Annotated in this window: 16 protein-coding genes; 7 read left to right on the forward strand and 9 right to left on the reverse strand. The window is 69.8% G+C overall.

Annotated elements, in window-relative coordinates:
* The first annotated feature begins 153 nt into the window (after window positions 1–153).
* Together ACFXKA_RS19415 and ACFXKA_RS19420 are read left to right on the forward strand one after the other, a co-directional pair.
* Window positions 154–825 carry an NlpC/P60 family protein gene (locus ACFXKA_RS19415; protein ID WP_354840938.1) on the forward strand — a complete coding sequence of 224 codons (672 nt, stop codon included), beginning with the start codon at window positions 154–156 and terminating at the stop codon, window positions 823–825.
* A 42-nt stretch (window positions 826–867) separates the two neighbouring features.
* Window positions 868–1290, forward strand: coding sequence for an RNA-binding S4 domain-containing protein (locus tag ACFXKA_RS19420; RefSeq protein WP_354840941.1), 423 nt, complete (start codon window positions 868–870; stop codon window positions 1288–1290).
* Window positions 1291–1378: 88 nt separating this feature from the next.
* Here ACFXKA_RS19420 and ACFXKA_RS19425 read toward each other — a convergent pair whose 3' ends face one another.
* The 5 genes from ACFXKA_RS19425 to ACFXKA_RS19445 all read right to left on the reverse strand — a co-directional run bounded on the left by ACFXKA_RS19425 (window position 1379) and on the right by ACFXKA_RS19445 (window position 7180).
* Window positions 1379–2542 carry a cation:proton antiporter gene (locus ACFXKA_RS19425; RefSeq protein WP_379428268.1) on the reverse strand — a complete coding sequence of 388 codons (1164 nt, stop codon included), beginning with the start codon at window positions 2540–2542 and terminating at the stop codon, window positions 1379–1381.
* A 27-nt stretch (window positions 2543–2569) separates the two neighbouring features.
* On the reverse strand, window positions 2570–2959 hold the full coding sequence (locus ACFXKA_RS19430; RefSeq protein WP_354840947.1) for a hypothetical protein: 390 nt from the start codon (window positions 2957–2959) through the stop codon (window positions 2570–2572).
* Between the two features lie 79 nt (window positions 2960–3038).
* Window positions 3039–5714 (reverse strand): acyltransferase domain-containing protein, encoded by a 2676-nt coding sequence (locus ACFXKA_RS19435; protein WP_379428269.1) that lies wholly within the window; start codon window positions 5712–5714, stop codon window positions 3039–3041.
* Between the two features lie 174 nt (window positions 5715–5888).
* Window positions 5889–6062 (reverse strand): type II toxin-antitoxin system VapB family antitoxin, encoded by a 174-nt coding sequence (locus ACFXKA_RS19440; protein ID WP_354840953.1) that lies wholly within the window; start codon window positions 6060–6062, stop codon window positions 5889–5891.
* 143 nt (window positions 6063–6205) lie between these two features.
* A complete protein-coding gene (locus ACFXKA_RS19445) occupies window positions 6206–7180 on the reverse strand; it encodes an NAD(P)H-dependent flavin oxidoreductase (RefSeq protein WP_379428270.1) in 975 nt (324 codons plus the stop codon).
* Window positions 7181–7464: 284 nt separating this feature from the next.
* Between ACFXKA_RS19445 and fadD5 the strand changes: the two genes are divergently transcribed.
* Window positions 7465–9030 carry a fatty-acid--CoA ligase FadD5 gene (gene fadD5 / locus ACFXKA_RS19450; protein ID WP_379428271.1) on the forward strand — a complete coding sequence of 522 codons (1566 nt, stop codon included), beginning with the start codon at window positions 7465–7467 and terminating at the stop codon, window positions 9028–9030.
* On the opposite strand, the gene ACFXKA_RS19455 is transcribed toward fadD5, so the two are convergent.
* The gene (locus tag ACFXKA_RS19455; protein WP_379428272.1) at window positions 9027–11483 is read right to left on the reverse strand and encodes a lysylphosphatidylglycerol synthase domain-containing protein; all 2457 of its coding nucleotides are present in this window, start codon (window positions 11481–11483) and stop codon (window positions 9027–9029) included. The genes fadD5 and ACFXKA_RS19455 overlap by 4 nt on opposite strands.
* Before the next feature lie 238 nt (window positions 11484–11721).
* Here ACFXKA_RS19455 and ACFXKA_RS19460 point away from each other — a divergent pair, with 238 nt between their 5' ends.
* The gene (locus tag ACFXKA_RS19460) at window positions 11722–12348 is read left to right on the forward strand and encodes a GDSL-type esterase/lipase family protein (protein WP_379428273.1); all 627 of its coding nucleotides are present in this window, start codon (window positions 11722–11724) and stop codon (window positions 12346–12348) included.
* Here ACFXKA_RS19460 and ACFXKA_RS19465 read toward each other — a convergent pair.
* The gene (locus ACFXKA_RS19465; protein ID WP_379428274.1) at window positions 12294–13793 is read right to left on the reverse strand and encodes a threonine/serine exporter ThrE family protein; all 1500 of its coding nucleotides are present in this window, start codon (window positions 13791–13793) and stop codon (window positions 12294–12296) included. The two genes, ACFXKA_RS19460 and ACFXKA_RS19465, sit on opposite strands and share 55 nt — an antisense overlap.
* A gap of 182 nt (window positions 13794–13975) precedes the next feature.
* Between ACFXKA_RS19465 and ACFXKA_RS19470 the strand changes: the two genes are divergently transcribed.
* Together ACFXKA_RS19470 and ACFXKA_RS19475 are read left to right on the forward strand one after the other, a co-directional pair.
* Window positions 13976–14893, forward strand: a complete 918-nt coding sequence (locus tag ACFXKA_RS19470) for a LysR family transcriptional regulator (RefSeq protein ID WP_354840969.1) — start codon at window positions 13976–13978, stop codon at window positions 14891–14893.
* Window positions 14894–14921: 28 nt separating this feature from the next.
* The gene (locus ACFXKA_RS19475) at window positions 14922–15566 is read left to right on the forward strand and encodes a class I SAM-dependent methyltransferase (protein WP_379428275.1); all 645 of its coding nucleotides are present in this window, start codon (window positions 14922–14924) and stop codon (window positions 15564–15566) included.
* On the opposite strand, the gene ACFXKA_RS19480 is transcribed toward ACFXKA_RS19475, so the two are convergent.
* The gene (locus ACFXKA_RS19480; RefSeq protein WP_379428276.1) at window positions 15541–16440 is read right to left on the reverse strand and encodes an NmrA family NAD(P)-binding protein; all 900 of its coding nucleotides are present in this window, start codon (window positions 16438–16440) and stop codon (window positions 15541–15543) included. The genes ACFXKA_RS19475 and ACFXKA_RS19480 overlap by 26 nt on opposite strands.
* A gap of 87 nt (window positions 16441–16527) precedes the next feature.
* On the opposite strand from ACFXKA_RS19480, the gene ACFXKA_RS19485 reads away from it, so the two are divergent.
* Complete coding sequence (locus tag ACFXKA_RS19485; protein ID WP_379400700.1) at window positions 16528–16944, forward strand: winged helix-turn-helix transcriptional regulator; 417 nt, start codon at window positions 16528–16530, stop codon at window positions 16942–16944.
* 41 nt (window positions 16945–16985) lie between these two features.
* Here ACFXKA_RS19485 and ACFXKA_RS19490 read toward each other — a convergent pair whose 3' ends face one another.
* A complete protein-coding gene (locus ACFXKA_RS19490) occupies window positions 16986–18539 on the reverse strand; it encodes a phytoene desaturase family protein (protein WP_379428277.1) in 1554 nt (517 codons plus the stop codon).
* Window positions 18540–18683 lie beyond the last annotated feature (144 nt).

The following is an 18683-nucleotide window of genomic DNA, read 5'->3' on the forward strand; positions in this document are numbered from 1 at the left end:
GCGGGGCGTTTTCGTAAAGATGCGACGCGCCTATCGCGTCGGGTGGACAACGCGGCGGCCTAGTCGTAATCTTCTCGTGACTTAGCGGAGTCTGTTGCTTCATCGGAGAGGCAGCCCGCGACGTTACAGCAGCAAGATCGGAGATGCGGCTCAGTGGGTAAGCACAGCTTGCAGCAGGAATCTCGGCTTCCGAATTCCGTGAAGGGCGCCATCGTCATGGGTGCGATGGCCGCGACGACTACCGGCGTGTTCCCGGCGATCACCGCCACCGCCGCCACCGTCGAGATCCCGGGCATCGGAAACTTCGACGTGCCGGACGATTTCGCGCCCCAGGTGCAGCAGTTCAACCAGACGGTCAAGGACGCCGAGACGGCGCTGCAGACCCCGGGCGGACTCGGCGGCGGCGCTCAGGTCGGCGTCCCGGCTGCTCCCGCTCCGCAGTTCCAGCTGCCCAGCATCTTCCAGAAGTCCAGCTCCGTCGGCGACATCGCGCTGCACGCCGCCGAGACCAAGGTCGGCGCCCAGTACTCCTGGGGCGCGACCGGTCCCTACAGCTTCGACTGCTCCGGCCTCGTGCAGTGGGCCTACAAGCAGGCCGGAGTCGAGCTGCCCCGCACCAGCTTCGAGCAGTCCAACGTCGGTGCCCCGGTCGCCTTCGAGGACCTGCAGCCCGGCGACATCGTCATCACCAACGGCGGCGGCCACGTGGGCATCTACGCCGGCGACGGCAAGCTGCTGAACGCCGTGCAGACCGGTACCCCGGTCTCCTACACCAACCTGCACGCGAGTCAGGTCGTCACCGCGCGCCGCATCGTCAACGCCTGACGCACATATCGTCGTCAACGTCTGACGCAGTATCGTCGACGTGTGACCACTGCTCCACTGAGCACCACGGCTCAGGCCCGAGTTGATTCTTGGACCTGGGCCGTCCGCATTTTCAAGACCCGCTCGGCGGCCGCCGCGGCCTGCCGGTCCGGGCATGTGCGGGTCAATGGCGTACCGGTCAAGCCCGCGCACCAGCTGAAGCCCGGTGACGAGATCCGCGTTCGTGTCCATGGTTCCGAACGCATCGTCATCGTCGAGCAGCTCATCACCAAGCGTGTCGGCGCGGCCGTGGCCGGGCAGTGCATGATCGACAAGAGCCCGCCCCCGCCCGACCCGCAGCTGACCGCCCTCCTGCCGCGCCGTGATCGCGGCGCGGGCCGCCCGACCAAGCGCGAGCGCCGCGAGACGGACCGGTTGCTGGGCCGCGACCTCCCCCGCCTCCCCGGGACTTCAGCGGACGGCTAGGAGCCGCCGACAGCCTGGCACCCGTGCCGAAGGTCGGGTGCCAACCCGATTTCGGACGTGCCCGGCGAGTTGCCCTCGACTCACGAAATCAGTTGTCTCGCTGGGATATCGCGGCACCGCCCGGCGTGCCCGTGCCCGTGGACGCCGCCCGCGCTCCCCACGCGGCGGCGGCGATGGTGACCAGCGCGCCGAGCATGAGCGCGGCCGGTTCGCCCGGTTTCAGCACGTGCAGCTGGGTGCCGACCGTAACCGCCGCGACCGGCACGCCGATCTGCGCGGAAGCGATGGCCCCGAGTGGAATCGGCTGACCCAGGAACCGCATGACCACATGGGCCAGTACCGCGGCCGCGCCCAGTGCCAGGCCCAGCAGGATCAGATGCGGGTGGTCGCCGAATTCGCGCAGGTTCAGCCGTGCGCCGAGCCAGACGAAGAACAGCGGCGCGAGGAAGCCGTCGCTGATGGCGAAGAGCTGCTTGGCGACTCGGCGCGGTTCCCCGATGGCCGCCACCGCCAGGCCGAGTGCGAAGCCCGCCAGCATGATCGAGACGTGACTGCGGGTGGCGAGCGCGCCGAGGGCGAACAGCAGGGCGAGGCTGACCCGCAGTTCGAGCGCGAACTGCCGATCCTCGGAGATCTTGTGCAGCCGGTGCCGGATGCCGGAATCCTCGAGCCAGCGCAGGAAGAAGTACGCGACCACCGCCGCCCCGGCCACCAGGAGCGCCCCGAGCGCGGCCCGGCTCGCATTGTGCGGATCGATCACCAGCGGCAGCGCCACCACCGCGGCCGCGTCGGCGATGGCGACCTGAGCGGTCATCTCCAGCACGGGTTTTCCGCTCAGCCGCTGGGAATCGATGATGGGCAGCACGATGGCCGCCGAGGAGGAGGCGAGCAGTACGGCGTAGAGCAGTCCGTGTCCGGTGTCGAACCAGGTCGCGATGCCCTGCCCGGCGATCACCGAGAGCACGCCCACCAGCACCGCGCGCAGCGTGCCCCGCCCCAGCGCCGAGCGAATGGCCGCGTCCCGCACCGGCACGTGGGTGCCGGCCACGAACATGACCACCGCGAAGCCGACATCGGCGATGAAGGTGAAGGTCGGGTCCTGCGGGTGCAGCAGGCCGAAGCCGGTGGTGCCGAAGACGATTCCGGCGAGCAGTTCACCCAGGATGACCGGCAGGTGCCAGGTCTGCCGCCAGGCCAGCCAGGGCCCGGCCAGGCCGAGCAGGGTGATGAGGGTGAGGGTCTGGAAGGTCACGGCGTCGTCGTCTCGGCATTCACGCGGTCAGGGCAGGGAGGCGATCTTCACCGGGATCGCGATGTTCTCGTCGGTGTAGTAGATGGCGCAGACCCGGTGATAGCCGTCCACGATCTGCATGGGCACGGCCTTGCGGAAGTCACCGCGCACCACCAGGATCGGCGAGAGCGCCAGGCCGGCCGTGATCTTGGCGAGGTCGCGGCGGACAAAGGGGTTGTAGGTCGGCAGGATCTCCAGCTGCGAGGCGCGCAGCAGGTCCTTGGCCTTCTTGTGCACCACGGGGGCGGCGCGCAGCTTCTGGATGACCTTGTCGACGATATCCGGCTCCGCCAGCATGTCGAGGTAGTCCGCGGCGGCCGGGTAGTCGTGCTCGTCCGGCTCCTTCTTCCACTTGACCGTGATCTCGGGGTCCGCCATGGAGTCATCATTCCCGTGCGACCGACCGGTCGCATATTGACACACGGTTTTGGCTCCAATTGACCGTTTTGCCCGGCTGTCAGGCTGCGGGGCCGACCACCCACTCCACGCAGATGACCCGCCGATCCACCTGCGCCGCCGCCAGTTCCCGTACCGCACCCGGCTCGGCCGCACTGGGTACGCAGGTCAGCAGCACGGTGAAATCGGTGGGATCCGCCGCCGTCAACTCCAGCAGATTCGCCGCCGCCACCAGCCGGGTCTCCCCCGACGCGTGCACCACGCCCCGGACGTCCGACCCGCACTCGCGAATGTCCTGCAGCGCCGTCGCCAGATCGGTGCGATCGGCGCAGTCGCACCGCATCACCACGATCCGCTCCTCCATCCCGGTCAATCCCGCCGGCAGCGGCCGCGGCGTGCGGGTCAGCACCACCACGTCCCGCGCCCCCGCCTCCAGCAGCCAGCGCACCGCGACCTCGCCCTGCGGGCCCAGCCCGCCCGCGACCAGATACGTCCCGTCCGGCCGGATTTCGACGGCCGGAAAAGCCGGCGCCGGCGGCTGCCCGGCCGGGTAGGCCGCGCCGAAGGCGCCGTCGCGCCACCGGCGCCGCGCACCGGAATCCGATCTGCGCCATTGCCGTTGCGGTGGAGCGGCCGTCAGCGAGCCGAGGGCCGTCCAGTCCACGGCGCACCCGTCCAGATAGCGCCGCGCGATGGTGTGCAGAAAACTCTCCGCCTCGTCGTCGCGGGACAGCACGGCCCGCGCGCCCTCCCGGAACGGGGCGCGCTCCCGCAATCCCGGGGTCAGCACCGGCTGCGGCCCGATCTCGAGAATTCTCGAAATCCCTTCGGCGGCAGCTGATTCCAGCGCCGCGGCCAAGTGGATCGGCTGCCACGCGTTGGCAGCCCAGTAGGCGGCGTCCGTGCGCGGATCGTCCGCCGTGGCGGGCGGTGCCGTGGTGCGCGTGGTCTCGTCCGCGGTGGCCCGGGCGCGTGGCACCGGGCCGGGCCGGGTGGTCGAGTAGAACCGCAGCTGCGGCGGGTTCGCCTCGAGATCGGTGAGTTCACCGTGCAACTCGGCGGCGCGGTCGCGGATCGCGGGCAGGTGCGCGGCGGCGGGTATGGCGTCGGCGGGGAGGCGCTGGGCGAAGATGGCGCGGCGATGGGCCCGCCGCACCAGGGCGTCGATATAGCGGGGCTCGCCCGCCACGGTGATGGCGGTCGGACCGTCCACCGCGGCGACGGCGACATCGGCGCGCATGGGCTCGACCAGCCGGGTCACCTCCGCGAGAGTCGCCTCGAGCACGGCCGCGGCTCCACCCCCACCGGCGCGCTCGTGCAGCCGCGCCCGCGCCACCACCACCCGGGCCCCGTCGTCCAGCGACAGCGCGCCGCCGGCGACCGCGGCGGCGACCTCACCGACGCCGTGCCCGGCTACCGCATCCGCGTGCAGCCCCACCGACTCGAGCAGTTCGGCCAGTGCGACCTGAAAGGCGAACAATGCCGAATGCTCGAATACGATGCCGTCCGCGCCGGATTCGCCCGAAGTGTCGCTCTCACAGCCGAATTCGCGGGCGCGATCGAGCCCGTGGTCGCCGCCTCGACCCGCAGGGGTCGTTCGATGGAATCCATTGCGCGGCGTCCAGACTCGTGGGCCGCCGGCCGCTGCCACGGCGTCCACGGCCGCGGTCAATGCCGCCGCGAAGACCGGGTACCGGGCCGCGAGCGCGCGTCCCATGCGCGGGTGGCCGCCGGTTCCGGGGAAGAGGAAGAGCGTGCCGCCGTCGTGCTCGGTGCGGACCGGGTCGAAGATGCCGGTGGCCGCGCGTGGGAGGGGTGCGGGCGTGACCGTCCCCGTGGTGCCGGCGATCGCGGGCGTGGTGGCGATGCGGCGGGCCAGGGTGCGCAGGTGGGCCGCGGCCTCGGCGGTGTCGCGGGCGAGGACCCCGGCGCGGGTGGGTTCGGGTATGAGCCGGGTAGTGGCGGAAGCGAATTCGCGCAGCGAGCGATAGGACCCGATGGCGACGGCCCAGCGCAGCGCGAGGGCGTGGATGGCGGCCGGATCGCGTCCGGTGAGGGGCAGGAGAACCGGGGGTTCGTCACCGCGGTCGAGGGCGGGGGTCCCGCTCGGTCGCGCGGGGTCGTCCAGGGCGATGTGCGCATCGGGGCTGTCCGCCTCGGGGAATCCGATGGCGGGCCCGCCGATGTCGGCGTAGCGGCGGGTTCGGGTCCGGAGCGCGTCGGTCGTGCGTTGCAGCACCAGGACGGTGCAGATGCCGTTGCCGCCGCCGGCGCCGCGATTCCTGGGCACCGGTATCCGAAGGTCCGAAATGTCCGGTAGCAGAGCGAGATCCATACCGCCCGCGATAACGAAGGGCACGGCTTCGTCGGCCAGCAGGCGTACGCCCATGTCGACGGCGACCAGTGGCGAGGCGCGCCGGCTGTCCACGGTGAGGCTGGGACCGCGCAGGTCCAGGGCGCGCGAGAGGTGGTGGGCGCTATTGGTGCCGCCGACCGCGCCGAAGACCACCGCCGCATTGGACGCCGGTGCAAGACAGCCCAATCCGGAGTCGTCGAGGGCTTCCACGGCGACCTCGAGGTTGGTGCGCTGGCGCGGGGTGAGCCCCGCGGCCGCGAGGCGATCCATGCCGAACCACTCGTGATCGAACTCCAGACCCGTCGACCGGCAGCCGACGCCGACGATCGACACCCGCGGGAACGGGGTGGGATCGGTCGATGCTCTCGTACTCTGCCGCACAGGAATGCCCTCCCGTGTCCGCGCGCTGTCGGCCGTCGAGGTACCACCGGCGATTCTGCCAAGAATTCGCCCCGGCCAGAAGGGCTTTCGCGCAGGCGAATCCGTTACCCGGCGCTGTGCAGGTCAGCGCCTATCCGATCGCCCCGAAGGCCTCGGGGTCATCGTTGCGCATGATTACGAGGCCGTGGCCGTCCGCCCCTGAAAGGGATGGTCGAAATCCTCGGCGGTGGCATGGGAGCTGAAGAACCGCAGTGCTAGGTTCACCGCGTCCTGTTCGGTGTTCACTCCGGAGATGGCCATGGTCCGGCGCAGCGCGTCGTCGTCGAGATAGATTCGAGTGATGGCCATTTCGGGCACCTCCGCCGCATCCGTCGTGTCCTCAAAGCATGACGGATCCAGCAGGCGCCGATAGCCGGAATGGCCAGAGCCCTTGGCGGGAAATGCCAAGGGCCCTGTCGTAATTGTCTGGGACATACGGACTTTCGCCCGAATTATCCGATCATGCCCGCGAGCCGCTGCTGGATCAGCGCCTCTGCCTCGGTGACCATCCGGGAGACCAGCTCACCGCAGGTCGGGATGTCGTCGATGAGGCCCTGCACCTGACCGGCCGACCAGATGCCGGCGTCCAGGTCGCCGTCCTCGAACACCCGGCGGCCGCGCGCGCCCGCCACCAGATCCTTGACGTCCTCGAACTTGCCGCCGGCCTTCTCGATCTCGACGACCTTGCGGCTGATCTCGTTGTCCGCCACGCGGGCGGTGTTGTGCATGGTGCGGAAGATGAGCTGGGTGGCCCGCTCCGAGTTGGCGACGATCTGCTCCTTGACCGTCTGGTGGATCGCCGACTCCCGGGTGCACATGAAGCGGGTGCCCATGTTCACGCCGTCCGCGCCCAGCGCCAGCGCCGCGACCAGGCCGCGCGCATCGGCGATGCCGCCGGAGGCGATGACCGGGATGTCGAGGGCCCGGGTGGCGGCCGGAATCAGGATCAGGCCCGGCACGTCGTCCTCGCCCGGGTGCCCGGCGCATTCGAAGCCGTCGATGGACACGCCGTCCACGCCGATCTTCTGCGCCTTGAGCGCGTGCCGCACGCTGGTGCACTTGTGCAGCACCTTGATGCCGGCTTCCTTGTAGTACGGCAGGAAGGGCTCCGGATTGGACCCGGCGGTCTCCACGATCTTCACGCCGGACTCGATGATCGCCTGCACGTACTCCTGGTACGGCGGCGGGTTGATCGACGGCAGGATGGTGACGTTCACGCCGAAGGGCTTGTCGGTGAGCTCACGCGCGCGGTCGATCTCGCGGCGCAGATCGTCGGGGGTGGGCTGGGTGAGCGCGGTGATGATGCCGAGACCACCCGCCTCGGAGACGGCGGCGGCCAGTTCGGCGCGGCCGACCCACATCATGCCGCCCTGGACGATGGGGTGCTCGACCCCGAAGGTCTCGGTGAATCTGGTCTTCAGTGCCATGGGCGCTGTCCTCTCCCTGCCTCTCGCAAACTGCCCCGATACTCGCATAGTTGCATATGGAGCGACAACCCTGATGTGAGTCGAAGTTTGCACCTGACCAGGGCTGTGACCAGTGCTGCCGGGAGTGGCCGCTTGTGGATATGGGTGTCTACCAGGCTCGAATACATGCTCTGAACTGCTGAATGAATCGGTGAGAACTTCTCGATGAAACCTTCTCTGTAACCCTTGTCACGTCAGAAAGTTAAGGGATATTCTCACAGTCGATCAGCGTGAAAGGACACCGCATGACCTTCCAGCCGCTAGACGAGCCGATTCGGTCGCGTCGCAACCACTGGGTGAACCAGGTCGCGACCCACGCGGCCATGCGGCCCGGTCGGATCGCCTTCAAGTACAAGGGCGTGGACACCACCTGGAAGCAGCTGCACGAGCGGTCGGAGCGGTTCGCCGACGCGCTGTCCCGTCGAGGGGTCGGGTTCGGCGATCGTGTGCTCATCCTGGCGCTGAACTACACCGAGTACATCGAGGCCGTCATGGGCATCAATGCGCTCGGGGCCATCGCGGTGCCGGTGAACTTCCGGCTCACCCCGCCCGAGGTCGCCTACATCGTGGCCGACTCCGGCGCCAAGGCCATCGTCACCGACTCGGTGCTGCAGCCGCTGGCCGTGGGCGTCGCCGGGCAGGCCCCGGACCTGTCCACGGTCGTGGTCATCAACGGGCAGACCGGCGCGGGCGTCATCGGCTACGAGGACGTCCTGGCCGAGCCGGGCGAACCGCATGCGCCGCTGGACATTCCGGAAGAGACCCCCTGCCTGATCATGTACACCTCGGGCACCACCGGCAGCCCGAAGGGTGCGGTGCTCACCCACGCGAACATGAACGCGCAGGCGCTGACCTGTATCCGGGCCATGGAGATCACCCCGGACTCCATCGGCTTCTGCAGCTCACCGCTGTTCCACATCGCCGGATTGGGCTCGCTCACCCCGTATTTCATGCTCGGCGGCAAAACCGTGCTGCACCCGCTGGGCGCGTTCGATGCCACCGAATTCCTCGACGCGGTCGAGGCCGAGCAGGCCACCGCCGCCTTCTGCGTACCGGTGCAGTGGCAGCTCATCTGCGAGGAGCCGACGGTCAAGCAGCGCAAGCTCGCACTGCAGGCGCTGTGCTGGGGCGCGGCCCCCGCGTCGGACACGGTGCTGCGCGCCATGGCCGACTGCTTCCCGAACGCCTTCAATGTGGCGGTGTTCGGCCAGACCGAGATGTCACCCATCACCTGTGTGCTCGAGGGCAAGGACGCGCTGCGCAAGATCGGCTCGGTCGGCCTGCCCATCCCCACCATCCAGGCCCGCGTGGTCGACGACGAGATGAACGATGTCGCGCCCGGTACGGTCGGCGAGATCGTCTATCGCGGACCGACTCTCATGCAGGGCTACTGGAACAAGCCCGAGGCCACCGCGGCGGCCTTCCACGGCGGCTGGTTCCACTCCGGGGACCTGGTCCGCCAGGACGAGGAGGGCTTCATCTACGTGGTGGACCGCAAGAAGGACATGATCATCTCCGGGGGCGAGAACATCTACTGCGCCGAGATCGAGAACGTACTCTTCGCGCACCCCAAGATCCACGAGGCCGCCGTCGTGGGCCGCGCGCACGAGAAGTGGGGCGAGGTGCCGGTCGCGGTGGTCGCGCTCATCGACGGCGTCGACGACCTGACCCTCGAAGAGCTGGAACCGTTCCTGAACGAGTCCCTGGCCCGCTACAAGCACCCCAAGCACCTGGTGGTCGTACCCGAGCTGCCCCGCAATGCCAGCGGCAAGGTCGTGAAGGTCGAACTGCGCAAGGCGTATTCGGCCTAGATCAGGTCCTTGGCGGTGAGCCAGCGCATGATCGGCCAGCCGCAGAACACCGGCAGCCAGCAGGTCAGCACCCGGTAGAGCAGGACGGCGGGGACCGCGATCCCCGCCGAGACGCCGAAGGCGGCCAGACCACCGATGAGGGCGGCCTCCACCGCGCCCACGCCGCCGGGGGTCGGGGCGGCCGAGGCCAGGGTGCCGCCGATCATGGTGACGATGGTGACGGTCACGAAAGTCGTACTGCCGCCGAAGGCTTCGATGCTGGCCCACAGCGCCAGCGCCATGCCCAGGGTGGTGGTGGCACAGCCGCCCACGATCATGGCCAGCCGGCCGGGCCGCCGGGCCAGATCCTTCAGCTGGCCGACCACCTCCGCCAGCTGCGGGCGCACCTCGTTGAGCAGCCACTTGCGGACCTTGGGGACGAACATGGTCACGCCCAGCAGGCCCAGCAGGGCGCCCGCCACCAGGTACAGCACGGTGGCACTGGGCACGAAATGCGACAGGTTCGTGGAGGTTCCGGCCAGCGCGCCGAAGATCAGCAGCAGCACCACGTGGGTCACCACCTGCACCGTCTGCTGCAGGGCGACCACCGCGGTGGCCCGCACCGCGCCCAGGCCGCCCTTCTGCAGGAACCGCACGCTCAACGCCAGCCCGCCGACGCCGGCCGGGGTGGTGGTCGCGGCGAAGGTGTTGGCGATCTGCATGAGCAGCAGGTTGCCGAACCTGACGGCCTCGGAGGCACACGCCCACAACGCCATTGCCGCACCCGCATAGGTCAGGGCGGACACGGTCAGCCCCAGCAGCGCCCAGCCCCAGTTCAGATTGCGCAGCTCCGAGGCGAAGGTGGGCACCGCGCTGATGTACGGGTAGGCCACGTACACCAGGCCGATGAGCAGCACCAGCTGGATGATCTGGTTGCGCGAGAAGCGGGTGATCTGCGCGGCCTCGATCTTGTCCTGCCCGGTCTGCGCGGCCACCTCCGCGCGGATGCCCTTCATCAGCTCGCCCGCGTCCGGCACCGCCTTGCGGAGGTGGGTGGGCACCGCGGTCTTGGTGAGCCGGGCCGAGGCGTCCAGTACCGCCTGCTTGTCCAGTACTTCGAGCGCGGTGCGCACGGCCGGGCCGACACCGAACAGATGCGCGGAGGACAGCAGCAGCTGGGCCACGTCGGAGTCGAAACGTGCCTGGTAAGCGCCGAATTCGGATTGCACGAACCCGCCGAACAGCACGGTGTCGTCGTCGAGGACCCGGATCTCCTCGGCGTGCAGTTCGCCGTGCGAGATCTGGGCCTGGTGCATGCTGTGCAGCGCCTGCCACACCCGGGTCAGTATCGGCTCCCCGTCGGCGGCGGCCAGCGGCCGGCCCTGGGGCACGGTGTGCGCGTACACCATCCAGCCGCGGTCCAGCGCCGCCACGGTGAGCGGCTTGTTGCTGGCCAGGCCCAGATCGGCGATGGCGAATCCCATCAGGGCGCGATGCTCGACCGCGCGGCGCATGGAGGCGAACGGCGCCGGGTACTCGCCGCTGCGAATCGTGAGCCAGCGCTTGAGCTGCTGCAGCATGCCGCGGCTGCGCTGGTTCGCACCGTACATCTCGATGATCAATTCATTGTCCGGTGAAGGGGATTCACCGGACTCCGCCGCGGTCCCGGCCGCGGCGGGCGCGCTGTTGGGTGAGGCGCCCAGCTCCGGCTGCGGCACCGTGCTCGCCGAAAGCACCAGTGGCCCACGGGCGGCCGGGCGCAGCACCTTGAAGGCGGTCACCCGGAAGCCGCGCTGGGCCAGCACCCGCACCGCCGCGTCGAGCGGCACCTCGAGCGCGGGCGTGCCGACCACCAGCACGATGACCGCGCCCACCAGCCAGCCCACCACCAGGCCCAGCGCGGCCCGGGCGGGCACCACCAGCGAGACGAACAGGTGGATCGGCACGAAGGCCAGCAGCAGCGTCCACCACCAGCGTCGCGCCCGCGCGGGCAGCCACGGGCTGGCCACCGTGAGCGTCGCCGCCAGCATGGCGATCCAGCGCGGATCGTCGAGGAACTGCGACAGGAAGGTGTTGACCTGTCCCGGTTCCGACAGATGCCAGCGCGGCGCGGAGAACCCGGTGCCGGTGATGGAGAACAGGCCCAGCGCGATCAGGCCCGCGGAGACGAAGCCCGCCAGCAGTTTCCACTGCCCGCGCAGCACCAGCCGCACCAGAATGGCGAAGGGCAGCGCGAGAATGGCGATGCCGTAGACGATGTAGACCAGGTTCGACTGTTCCGGGGTCAGGAACCCCACGATGCCGGAGACCGAGCGCTCCAGCGCCTCCCACTGCGGCCTGGTGATCAGTGATCCGGCGATGACGATGGCCACCGACAGCGCGGACAGCACAACGCGCAGAATGTCACTGGTCCGGCGGATCCGCGGCTGCAGCAGGCTGCCGGAGACGGGAATCTCCCGCCCGTCGACTCGCATGTCCTATTCGCGCTTTCGGATCGTGGGAACGGCTGCGGTCCCATGGTCGGCTCGGTGTGAGTATGCGGCAGGCGACGGCATCACCGACCACCCAACACGCCGTAACCGTAACCCGTCCCCGCTGGCCGGTACCGACGAGCCCGGTTCGGGGCGTCCGCCGCGCTCGTTCGCGGGATCGGTTCCTCCGGCTTGATCCGAGCCTTGGGCACAGGCCGAACCGGCGTGCGAGGATCGGCCCGTGGTGCTCGATCTCCGTGTCTGTTTCGTCGGTGAGTCCTTCGTCGCGGGAGTCGGTGATCCGAGGTGCCTGGGCTGGGCGGGCCGGCTCGCGGCCCGGGCCACGGCGGCCGGACAGCCGCTGACCTACTACAACCTCGGCATCCGACGGGAGAACAGCACCGAGCTGCGGGCCCGCTGGGAGGCCGAGTGCACGCCCCGGCTACCCGCGGGTGCGGACTGCCGGGTGGTGATCTCCACCGGTGTCAACGACACCCAGCTCGAGGACGGCCGTCCCCGGGTCGATCCGGGGACGTCGGAGCGCAATCTGGCCGGCATCCTGCGCCGGGCGCGGGAAAAGGGCTGGCAGACAATGGTGGTCGCGCCGCCGCCGAATGTCGACGACGAGCACAATGCCCGGCTGCTGGCACTGGACGCCCGCTTCGCCGACCTGTGCGACGAGGCCGAGGTGCCCTACCTGCGGGCGCATCAGCCCTTGCGTGAGAACCAGATCTGGATGCGCGATGTCGCGGCCTGCGACGGCTTCCATCCGGGCGCGACCGGCTACGACGAGTTCGCCGCCCTGCTCGCGCCTCACTGGCTGCTCTGGCTGGCCGATCCGGGCTCGGAACTGCCGGTGGTGCGCTGAGTTTCGGTTCCGGGTCCCAGCCAGTCCTCGACCATGCCCTGGAGCCGCGGCTCCCGGGTCGAGGTCACCAGGCCCGAGCCGACCAGCACGCCCAGCGCGATGGCGAGCACGGTGAGCACTGCGGTGACCAGGATGTGCAGGCCGTTGGGGTCGTTCTCGGTGACCAGCGCGGAGATCCCGCTCAGGCTCATGCCGCCGGGCACCAGCATCCAGAAGGCGGGCAGGAACACCACCTGTGTCGGCGGGGCATCTTTGAAGCGCTGCACCAGGTATGCCACCGGCACCGCCACCATGCCGCCCAGGAACGAGCCGAGCAGCCCGCCGCCGAGCTGAGTGCCCAACTGCTGCCCGCAGAACGCCGCGTACAGCACGATCAGCAGCCAGCCGAGGGATCTCGGCGGGGCGCTGGCCCGCCGGCTGTGGCCCAGTCCGATCAGCAGCACCCCGAGTATCGGTGTCCACCAGCCCAATCCGGGTCCGGGCTGCGGTGACACCGTGGGCAGCGTGCCCAGCAGTTGCAGCCCCACCAGCACCCCGAAGGCCAGCAGCACCAGCTTGTTGAAGCCGTAGATGGTGCGGCTGGCGCCCGCGATCATGGATCCGGTGGCCAGCTCGATCGACCCGTTGGTGAGCATGGCGCCCGGCAGCAGGCTCGACACCGAGGGGATCAGCAGCTGGGAGGGATTGCCGCCGCCGAGCGCGTTGGGAAAGCCGAACGACAGCAGGGTGACCACCGCCCCGGCGAGCACCGGCAAGCTGGTGTACAGCAGCCGGAACCGGTCGGCCGCCATGATCAGCAGCTGCACCGCCAGCCCGAGCACGATGTAGCCGAGCAGGGCGGTGGAGGTGGGGTTGAGCATCAGGCCGAGCCCCACGGTGAGCACCACATTGCCGGTCAGCAACCGCCACACCGGTGTCGGCTGCGGCGAGGCGAGGATCTCCTCGAGCGCCACGGTGGCCTCGGCCGGCGGCGGCAGTTCGCTGGTGATCCGGTCGATGAGTTCGTAGAGCGCGGCGATCTGATCCAGGCGCAGGGTGTCGGAGTCGGCTTCCAGCAGGTCCATCGCCGATCCGCGCGAATCCTGTACGCGCACGAACACTCCCGTGGGCAGCACGAAGAAGTGCACCTCGGTGGCGTCGTAGCGGCGCGCCAGTTCGTCGAGGATGTCCTTTACCCGGCCGGTGGTCTCGCCCGAGCGAATGAGGGCTACGCCCATGTGCCGCAACAGATCCAGCAGGTCGGCGGAGACGGGTGGTTCCTCCGGCGGCGGAGCCTGCTCCGCCGGGGCGATCGCGCCGGGGCTGACCCGCCGCAGCCAGTGATCCATGGATCCGGCGGCCCTGCGGGTGGCCCCGTAGAGGCTGCGCGACAGCGCGCCCCGGCCGCGCCCCGCACGCCGGGGCCGTGGATGATGCCGCGACAGACTCGTAGGTCTCGCCTCCATAGATGAGCAACTTCGTAGCAATCAAAATCTAGCGCGCGGCGGGCCCGGATCCACCGGACGCGAGCCATCTCACTCCCATGCATCCCGGCTCTGGAACGGAACTGCCGATACCATCCCGCCCGAATCCCGGCTTCCAAGCCATCGGGTATGCCTATCGGTTGCCCTCTTCCTAACCTGGTGGCATGGATATCGATACGCGACTGCTGCGTTACTTCCTGGCAGTCGCGGACGCGGAGAACCTGCCGCGGGCGGCGCAGCGACTACATGTCGCGCAGCCCGCGCTGGCGACCCAGATCAAACAGCTGGAACAGCAGCTGGGTGTGGAGCTGTTCATTCGTTCCCGCGCGGGCTGGACGCTCACCGCGGCCGGCAAGGTGCTCGCCGAGCAGGTCCCGGCGCTGCTGGCGTCCTGGGACCGGATCCTGCGCGACACCAAGAGCGATGCCAGCCGCGCCTCCCGGGTACTGCGGCTGGGCTGCGTGAACAGCGCTGCCGACGGCCACATTCCGGAGATCATCCGGGTCTTCCACCGGCTGCACCCGGACTGGCAGGTCGATCTGCACCAGGGCGGCTGGACCGACCCGACCGCCGGGCTGGACGAGGGCGACGTCGATGTCGCCCTGCTGCGCCTGCCCTTTCCGGGCCAGGACGAATACCACCTGCGGGAGCTGTTCGCCGAACCGCGCTGGATCGCGCTGCCCGAGGACCATCCGCTGGCCCAGCGCGACGACATCGCCTTCCGGGAGCTGTGGGACGAGCCGTATGTCGCCTCGCCCGCGGAAACCGGCTGGTGGCGCGACTATTGGATGGGCCTGGACGCGCGGCCCGCGGACACCGCCATCATCGGGGCCATCGCCCGCAATACCGAGGAATGGCTGCGCGCCATCGCCAATGGCTTCGGCGTGAGCTTCACCCCCGCCTCCACCGCCCGCACCGAGTACCCGGGCGTGGTGTTCCGGCCCGTGCACGGCATCGGCCCCACCCGGGTGGCGGTGGTGTGGCCGGACGCCTCCGAGACCGATCCGGTCATGCGGTATTTCATCCGCTGCTGCTCCGACATCATGGGCCAGCACGGCGCGGACGGCCGTCGCACCTCCTAGCCGCCGCCGGTCGGACATGATTGAGGGCATGAGCGACCAGCACGAGCACTGGCAGCGCACCTACCGCACGCATCCGGAGATGTACGGCGACGAGCCCTCGGAGGCCGCCGTGTACGCGGCGCGCCTGTTCCGCGAGCGCGGGGCCCGCGACGTGCTGGAACTGGGCGCGGGCCACGGCCGGGACGCACTCCACCTGGCGCGCCAGGGTTTTCGGGTGACCGCCACCGATTTCAGTGCCGTCGCGCTGGCGCAATTACAGGAACGGGCGGTCGCCGAAGGCGCGGGCGAGCGGGTCCGCACCCTGGAACACGATGTGCGCCAGCCGATTCCGCTGCCCTACCGCAGCGTGGACGCGGTGTACGCGCACATGCTGCTGTGCATGGACCTCAGTACCCAGGAGATCCGCGACCTGGTCGCCGAGATCCGCCGCGTCCTCAAACCCGGTGGCGCCTTCGTCTACACCGTCCGCAATACCGACGACGCCCACTTCGGCAGCGGCACATCCCTCGGCGACGACATCTACGAGCACGGCGGCTTCGCCGTGCACTTCTTCTCCGCGGAACTCGTCGAGAGCCTCGCCGCCGGATGGGAGCTGCGCGACCGGCATTCCTTCGAGGAGGGCGAGCTGCCCCGTCGCCTCTGGCTCGTCACCCAGCTGCTCCCGGCCCGCTGACCGCGGCCGCGATCTCGGCGCGGATCGGGCGCGGCGCACCGGACAGCAGGGCGGGCAGATCGCTGTGGGTGGCGTGCAGGAAACCCGCCTTCAGGTTGGAGAACAGCGACATCGTGTGCCCGATCCGATACGGTTCGAGGCCCCCGCCGAGCAGGCTGTCGCGCAGCTCGGTGAGCGGCACGTCCCGGTATTCGACCGGGCGGCCGAGGGATTCGCTCAGCAGCCCGGCGATCTCCGCGCCGCTGACCGAGGTCACGCCCTCGAGCTCGTAGGTGCGACCGGCGTGCGCGGTGGACGCTCCGGCGCGCACGCCGCGCTCGACCTCGGCGGCCACCCGCACCGCGACCTCGGCCAGATCCTCCCGCGACACCCCGGAGATGCGGCCGGTGCCGAACGGTACGGCGAAAACCCCGGTGGCGGCGGCGGATTCGGCCGCCCCGGCCGCCAGGCCCACCGGCACCTCGCTGTAGAACCCGTTGCGCAGCACCGTCACCTCGAAAGGCGCTGCGGCCAGCTGCTTCTCGGTCCACAGGTGCGGGACGGCGATGGTGGTGTGCCCGGCCGACGCCGAGAGGCTGGTGTAGATGACGTGCCCCACTCCGGCGGCGGCCGCGGCGGCCACCACCGCGCCATGGCGGGCCGTCACCACATCGTCCTCGGCGTATCCGGCGGAGATGAACACCAGCGTGTCCACGCCGTCGAAGCCGGCGGTCAGGGATACGGGATCGTCGAAATCGATGCGCCGGGCGGTGTTGTCGCTGTGTTGCGCGGCTCTGGAGCTGGTGCCCGCCACCACCTCCAGAGCCGGCCGGGCCCGCAGGCCCGCCAGTACCAGTCCGCCCAGAGCGCCGGAAACGCCGGTCACGAGAATCATTGCGCTACTCCTTGCGTTGCGAAGGTCGTGGACCACGACCTGACCGAGCTTCCGACGACGGTGGCGACCTGGGAAGAAGGCACTTCGGTGTCAGTCACGAACACCGCTGTTACCGACCAGGCCGCAGCCGCTGTTCCCGCCGGGCCGTGTGGCGATGACCACTGCGGGATCCGCGACACCCTGGACCGGATCGGCGACAAATGGACCGTGCAGGTGCTGGTCGAACTGCGCAAGGGCGTGCGCCGGTTCGGCGAGCTGCAGCGCGCCGTGCCCGGTATCTCGCAACGCATGCTGACACTCACCACGAAAAGGCTGCTGCGCGACGGGTTCCTGGAGCGCACGGCCTACCCGACCATTCCGCCGCAGGTGGAGTACCGGCTCACCGAGATGGGTGAGAGCCTGGCCGGGGTCGCCTTCTACCTGGCCGACTGGTCCCGCGCGCACATGGACGCGGTGGCCGCGGCCCGCGCCCGCTGGGACGCGGAGCACGGCGAACTGGACTGAGCCCCGCCCGCGGATTCGCTCAGCCCCGCACGCGGATTCGCTCAGCCCGCTTCGAGGACGGCCATGGCGGCATTGTGGCCGCCGATGCCGCTGACACCGCCGCCGCGCACCGCGCCCGCGCCGCACAGCAGGACATTGCGGTGCCGGGTCGCGACGCCCCACCGGGCTGCGGGGCTGTCGTCGGCATCGTCGGCGCGGTAGGGAAAGGACAGGTCCGCGTGGAAGATATGGCCGCCGGGCATGCTGATCTCGCGTTCGAGTTCGACCGGGGTGCGGGCCTCCAGGCACGGGTTGCCCTCGCCGTCCAGGGCGAGACAGTCGCGGATCGGTTCGGCCAGCACCGAATCCAGTTGTGCCAGTGTGGCATCCACCAGCCGCTCCTTGACGCCGCGCGGATCGTCGGCGAAAAGCCGTGCGGGCGTGTGCAACCCGAAGAGAGTGAGGGTGTGGAAGCCGCGCTCGTTCAGCTCCGGCGCGAGGATCGACGGGTCGGTCAGGGTGTGGCAGTAGATCTCCGAGGGCGGGGCCGAGGGCAGCGCGCCCGCAGCCGCCTCCCGGTAGGCGCGCTCGAGCTGACCGGCCGATTCGGCGATGTGGAAGGTGCCGGCGAAGGCGGTGCGCGGATCCACCTGCGGGTCACGGAGTTTCGGTAGTCGCCGCAGCAGCATGTTGATCTTCAGTTGCGCGCCCTCGGGTTTCTCGGCCGATTCGCCCAGCAGTCCCGCCAGCACGTAGGGCGCGGCGTTCACCAGCACGTGCCGCGCGCTGGCCACATGCCCGTGATCACCGTGCAGGTAGTGCACGTCGGCCGTGTCGCCGTAGGGCTCGATGCTGGTGACGGTGCATCCGGTGCTCAACTCGGCCCCGGCCGTGCGGGCCGCGCCGGCAAGCGCGTCGGTGAGCGCGCCCATGCCGCCGACGGGCACATTCCAGTCGCCGGTGCCGCCGCCGATCACGTGGTAGAGGAAGCAGCGGTTCTGCCGCAGCGCCGGATCGTGGGCGTGGGTGAAGGTGCCGATGAGCGCGTCGGTGAGCACCACGCCGCGCACGGTGTCGTCGGCGAAGGCGGCCTCCACGGATTCACCCAGGGGCCGTTCGAAAATCGTCTCCCAGGCGGTGGAATCGTCCACCGTGCGCTGCAATTCGGCGCGGGTGGGCAGCGGGTGGGTCAGGGTCGGGAAGACGCGCTCGGCCAGCTGCCCGGTCATGGCGTAGAAGCGCTGCCAGGCTTCGTAATCCCGCTCGGATCCGGTGACCTGCGCGAAGCTGGCGCGGGTGGCGGCCTCGGAACCGTTGTCCACCAGCAGCCCGGTGCCACCGATCGGCGTGTACGACGAGATGCGCCGCTTGCGGGTCTCGAAGCTGAGGTCCAGGTCCCGCACGATGCGCTCGGGCAGCAGGCTCACCAGATAGGAGTAGCGCGACAGTCGCGCGTCGAAGCCCGGGAACACCCGCTCGGACACCGCCGCGCCACCGGTGTGGGCCTGGCGTTCCAGCACCAGCACCGAACGCCCGGCCCGGGCCAGGTAGGCGGCGGCCACCAGGCCGTTGTGGCCGCCGCCCACCACGATCACGTCGTATCCCGCTCGCGTCATGCGCCCATCGCATCACACTCTGTGTCCAATTTGCCCTCCGCTTCGCTCCGGGCGGGTTCGCGGCCCAGAAAAACTCGATAATACCTACACCGCCGAGCAACAATACGACCCCCGCGCCCACCGGCCCAAAAGAGTCGCCCACCC

This window comes from Nocardia sp. NPDC059228 (assembly GCF_042754245.1).
In the GTDB taxonomy this organism is placed as follows: Bacteria; Actinomycetota; Actinomycetes; order Mycobacteriales; family Mycobacteriaceae; genus Nocardia.